We start from the raw sequence: 5,125 nt of genomic DNA, 5'->3' as shown, positions 1-5,125 counted from the left end.
AAGGCGTTCGATCCGAAGGGCATCATGAACCCGACAAAACTTTTCTGAGAAATTCGCGCAGGTAAAACTGCGTACAATCCTGCCGCAGCGTTTTGCGGCGATTCATACAGCTTATGAAAGGCCCCTTTTCCCGCCTTGCTGTAAATGCACCGTGCGGGCCGCCTCCTGCACGATGTTGAGCAGCAAGCGCGGGGAAAGGGGATTTCTTAAGAAATAATATATATTATCTATTTTCATGACAATTCAATCAAGGGGGATGGACTATGCTGAAGATCTGTCAGGATTGGCCCAAAGAAGCATTCGATGACAAACTCATTGATGCAAAATATTGGGACGATTTTGAGAAAAACGCTACTTTGGCTGCTGCGGAAGTTTTTCGTGTGAAGGATCTCGCGGCGGCGAAAGCGAAAACGGCGGAGCTCATCAAGGAGTTCAACTGCAAGAAAGTCATCGCGACATGCGGCGACAACAACACGGGCATCAAGAAGATCTACGAGGAACTTTCCACGCCCGAGGTGCCGATTTACACGGATAAGTTCGAGATCGCCGAACATGCGCCGACAGCCGACCTTGGTCTTTCCGTCGCGGAGTTCGGCGTCGGAGAGACGGGCGGCGTCTGTGTCGATACGTATTCTTACGAAGCGCGCGTTACAGGTATGCTGCCGCCGGCACATGCCGTCTACGTCAACGCAAACTACATGACGGAGAACCTCACGACGGCTTTGAAGCTCATCTCGCGCGTCTACAAGCGCGGCTACGTCGGATTCATCACGGGACCGTCGCGCACGGCGGACATTGAGCGCGTGCTGACGCTCGGCGTTCATGGTCCGAGCCGCTTCTTCGTCATTGCAATCGAGAACATGGAAGGGAGTGAGGGCTGATGGCACGCGATCTGCGCAAGGAAATCAATGAAAAACTCGAAGATCCGATTCTTCGCGGCGCTCTCGGCAAGTTCGCCGAGCAGTATCCGGGCGCTCGCCTGAAGTCGTATGAAGGTCACGACATCGAGGCTCTGCGCGAGGATCTGCGCGCGATGAAGCACGATGCTGTGCAGCACATCGACCAGCTCGCCGATCAGTTCGAAGCAGCCGTCCGTGAGCGCGGCGGCGTGGTCTACCGTGCGAAGGACGGGCAGGCGGTCAAGGATTATCTCCTCCAGATCTGCAAGGAAAACAATGTCAAGCGCATCGTCAAGTCGAAGTCTATGGCGAGCGAGGAAATCCGCCTCAACGAGGACATCGAGGCGCATGGCATTCACATCCGTGAGACGGACTTGGGCGAATGGATGCTTTCCGTCGCGGGACAGCACCCGTCCCACATGGTCATGCCGGCGATTCACTTGAATCGCGATCAGTGCGCGAGCTTCTTCTCCAAGGAGCTGAAGAAGGATATCCCGAGCGACATTCCCTTCATGGTTCAGACGGCGCGTCAAGTGCTGCGCGAAGAGTTCATGCAGGCGGATATCGGCTTTACGGGCGCGAACTTCGGTGTCGCCGAAAACGGTGCGACCGGACTCGTGACGAACGAAGGAAATGCGCGTATCGCGACGACTCTGCCGCGCATCAACGTCGTCCTCATCGGCTATGAGAAGCTCATCCCGAAGGTCGAAGATATTGCTAAGATCCTGCGCCTCTTGCCGCGCAACGGCACGTGCCAGAAAGCGACGAGCTACGAGACGTTCATCGCGGGCCCGACGCCCGTCATCTACAAGAAGGACGGCAAGTGGGTCGAGGAGGATCGCAAGCTCTACGTCATCCTCTTGGACAACGGCCGTTTGGAAGCTGCGCGTGATCCGAAGCTCAACGAGGTCTATCAGTGCGTGCGCTGCGCTTCGTGCCTCAACGTATGTCCGATCTGGACACTCGTCGGCGGCAACGTCTACGGGCATATTTACTCCGGCGGCATCGGGGCGATTCTCACAGGTCTTTTGGACAACGGTCTTAAGGATTTCTCGAAGTTCAGCGATCTCTGCATAGGCTGCCGCAAGTGCGTGCAGATCTGCCCGGGCAAGATCCCCATCCCGGACATCATCGACGAGCTGCGTTCGCGGAATGTGAAAGCAAACGGTATGCCGTTTGCAGAAAAGACGGTGTTCCAGAACATCCTCACGAACCGCAAGATATTCCATACGCTTCTGAGGATCGGTTCGAAGGCGCAGAAGCCGATGACAAGCGGCAAGTTCATCCGCCATCTGCCTCTCTTCTTTGCCAAGATGACGGACAACCGCAGTCTGCCCGCCATCGCCGACAAGCCGTTCCGCGATCGCGCCAAGGAGCTGGAGAAGGCAAATCCGCAGAACCCGAAGATGCGCGTGGTATTCTTCACGGGCTGCAACATGGACTTCGTGTTCCCCGACTCGGCGGAAAATGCCGTGCGCGTGCTGCAGGATGCCGGCGTCGCCGTGACCTTCCCGCAGGAGCAGAGCTGCTGCGGCAAACCTGCGATGGGCATGGGCGACCGCGACACAGGCAGAAAGCTCGCGAAGAAGAACATCGAGGCGCTTCTCGCGTCGAACCCCGATGCGATCTTCTCGGCGTGCCCGACCTGCACGGAAACCTTGGAGAAAACGTATGTGGAGATCTTTGAGGATGATCCTGCGATGCTCGCTAAGGTCAAGACGTTCTCAAGCAAGGTTCGCGAATTCACGAGCCTCGTTGCGGAGATCTACGAGAAGGAAGGCCGCTTGATGCCGTCGGCTGCCGGTGGGCAGAAGATCACATACCATGATTCGTGCCACATTCGCCGCGGTCTTGGCATCTATAAAGAGCCGCGTGCGCTTCTGGAGGCGACGCCGGGCGTTGACTTCGTCGAGATGAAGGACGCCGATCACTGCTGCGGCATGGCGGGCGCTTTCGGCATGAAGTACGTCGAAATCTCGATGCCGATGCTTGAAAAGAAGGTCAACAACATCAAGGACACAGGCGCAGAAATCTGCGCGGTCGCCTGCCCTGCCTGCATGATGCAGATCGGCGGCGGTCTTGACAAACAGGCGCCAAACATCAAGGTCAAGCATGTCGCGGATATTCTTGCGGAAAATATCGCGGCAAGGGGAAGATAATCTTGATGTAAGGAAGCACGGATAAAATGAAGTTGCCCGGATTCCTAAAGATACAGTGCAGCGGTGTGAAGATGGGCGGCTGAGTTTAGCCGTGCTTCCGTAAGTCGGGGTACAGCAGCTTCGACGCATCTGCGCAGCATATCGCGCTGGATGCGTCGGAGGGGCTGCGCTCTTTTAGGGGGATTTTTCAAAATTGCCCCGAATCTCTGAAAACTGGATAGGAGTTGAAATTCATGTTAGCTTTGCTCGCAGCAGTACCCATACTGCTGACCATCGTGCTGACCGTCGTGTTCAACATGTCAGCGAAGAAGGTTCTGCCGATCGCTTGGGCAGTCATCGTCGTCATTGGTTATTTTGCTTGGGAAATGAAGGTTTTGGACATCGCCGCGTATTCTGTGGCGGGTTTCCTCGGCTCTATTGATACGCTCCTCATCATCTTCGGCGCGATCCTGCTGATGAACATGCTGGACAAGGCGGGCGCCATGCATCGCATCCAGGGCATGTTCAACGGTATCACGGAGGACGCGCGTATCCAGCTCATCATCGTCGGCTTTGCGTTCAGCGCTTTCATCGAAGGTGCGGCGGGCTTCGGCACGCCGGCGGCTATTGCAGCTCCGCTTCTGATCGGCTTGGGCTTTCCTCCGATGGCGGCTGCGATCTCCTGCCTCATCCTGAACTCGACGCCGGTTCCGTTCGGTGCAGCCGGTACGCCGACGAACGCTGCGGCTGATATCGTCAAGGAGATGCTTCCTTCGATCGGCATCACCGACTTCGAGGCATGGAAGCTCGGGCTTTCCTTCATCTCGGCTCTCGGCATGGCTGTCGGCGCGCTCCTCATCATCTTTGTCGTCGTCGGCATCATCACGCGCATGTTCGGCAAGAACAAGTCCTTTGCGGACGCTCTGCCCGTTTTGCCGTTCTGCCTTTTTGCCGCTGTCGTCTTTGACATCTTCTTCCTCATCCTTGCCAAGTTCATCGGCTCGGAGATCACGTCGCTGACCGCTGCAGCCATCACGATCTTCGTGCTCATCGGCGCTGCGAAAGCCGGCTTCCTCATGCCGAAGACGATCTGGCGCTTTGAGAGCCAGGAGAAGAAGAATGAAAAGACGGAAGATATTCCGCACATGTCGCTCTTCAAGGCTTGGATTCCGTACCTCTTCGTCTCCCTGTGGCTGATCCTCACGCGCATCCCGCAGCTCGGTCTCAAGGGACCCATCAAGAGCGTCGTCATCTCCGTCAAGGGCATCCTCGGCGTTCCGGAAGCTGCATGGAACTTCGCGATCCTCAACAACCCGGGCGTCGCGCCGTTCATCCTCATCGTTCTTCTCTCGATTCCTCTCTACGGCCTTTCTGGCACGCAGGTCAAGGAGATCTTCTCGAAGTCCGCGAACCAGGTCTATGGTGCGACCATCGCCCTGATCTTCGGCTTCGGTCTCGTCTACATGTATCGCTATTCGAGCATCAATGGTCTCGGTCTTGACTCCATGCTGCTGACGATGGCGAAGGGCGTTGCTGATCTTGCGGGTGCGAACTACTTCTACTTCGCGACCTTCATCGGCTCGGTCGGCGCCTTCATGTTCGGTTCGAACACGGTGTCGAACATCATGTTCTCCCCGCTGCAGTTCCAGACGGCGCAGCTCCTCAACATCCCGCCGACCGTCATCATCGCCTTGCAGAATCAGGGCGGCGCGATCGGCAACATGATCTGCATCAACAACATCGTTGCTGTTGCTGCCACGACGGGTGTCATCACGATCAAGGGCATCGAGGGCAAGCTGATCCGAACGGATATCGTGCCGTGGGCGATCTACTACGTCATCTGCATCATCACGATGCTTGTCGCCATGCAGCTCGGCATTGCACCGACGATTTGACGTTTTGGCAGTCGCTGCTCATAGCAATAGGAAAGAATCCTCAAGTCTTTGGACTTGGGGATTCTTTTTGCTTCAAGAGTTCAAGCAAGAAGCGCATATCGAGCGCAGAGAAGCATTCAGTCCTTGAAATGGAAGAAATTTTTGATGAGGTTTTTCTTTTCTGTGGATGCGGCTTCGTGCGCTGCGCTGCTGT

General features: G+C 56.2%; 3 protein-coding genes. All 3 read left to right on the top strand.

Annotated features, from left to right (window positions below):
* Positions 1–263: 263 nt before the first annotated feature.
* The 3 genes from ACTTKG_RS08920 (at position 264) to ACTTKG_RS08910 (ending at position 4,932) form a co-directional block, all read left to right on the top strand.
* Positions 264–881: a LutC/YkgG family protein gene (locus ACTTKG_RS08920; protein WP_442673862.1), complete on the top strand. Its 618-nt coding sequence runs from the start codon at positions 264–266 to the stop codon at positions 879–881.
* Positions 881–3,058, top strand: a complete 2,178-nt coding sequence (gene ldhH, locus ACTTKG_RS08915) for an L-lactate dehydrogenase (quinone) large subunit LdhH (RefSeq protein ID WP_442673861.1) — start codon at positions 881–883, stop codon at positions 3,056–3,058. Before ACTTKG_RS08920 ends, ldhH begins: the two co-directional genes overlap by 1 nt.
* Positions 3,059–3,291: 233 nt before the next feature.
* Positions 3,292–4,932 carry an L-lactate permease gene (locus ACTTKG_RS08910; RefSeq protein ID WP_442673860.1) on the top strand — a complete coding sequence of 547 codons (1,641 nt, stop codon included), beginning with the start codon at positions 3,292–3,294 and terminating at the stop codon, positions 4,930–4,932.
* Positions 4,933–5,125 lie beyond the last annotated feature (193 nt).

The sequence above is a fragment of the Selenomonas sp. genome (assembly GCF_052169755.1).
GTDB lineage: Bacteria > Bacillota > Negativicutes > Selenomonadales > Selenomonadaceae > Selenomonas.
This window is presented reverse-complemented; position numbering and strand designations above follow the sequence as displayed.

Excerpts from the sequence above, each read along its gene's own strand:
- ACTTKG_RS08920 (WP_442673862.1), top strand. The coding sequence starts at position 264 with ATGCTGAAGATCTGTCAGGATTGGCCCAAAGAAGCATTCGATGACAAA.
- ldhH (WP_442673861.1), top strand. The coding sequence starts at position 881 with ATGGCACGCGATCTGCGCAAGGAAATCAATGAAAAACTCGAAGATCCG.
- ACTTKG_RS08910 (WP_442673860.1), top strand. The coding sequence starts at position 3,292 with ATGTTAGCTTTGCTCGCAGCAGTACCCATACTGCTGACCATCGTGCTG.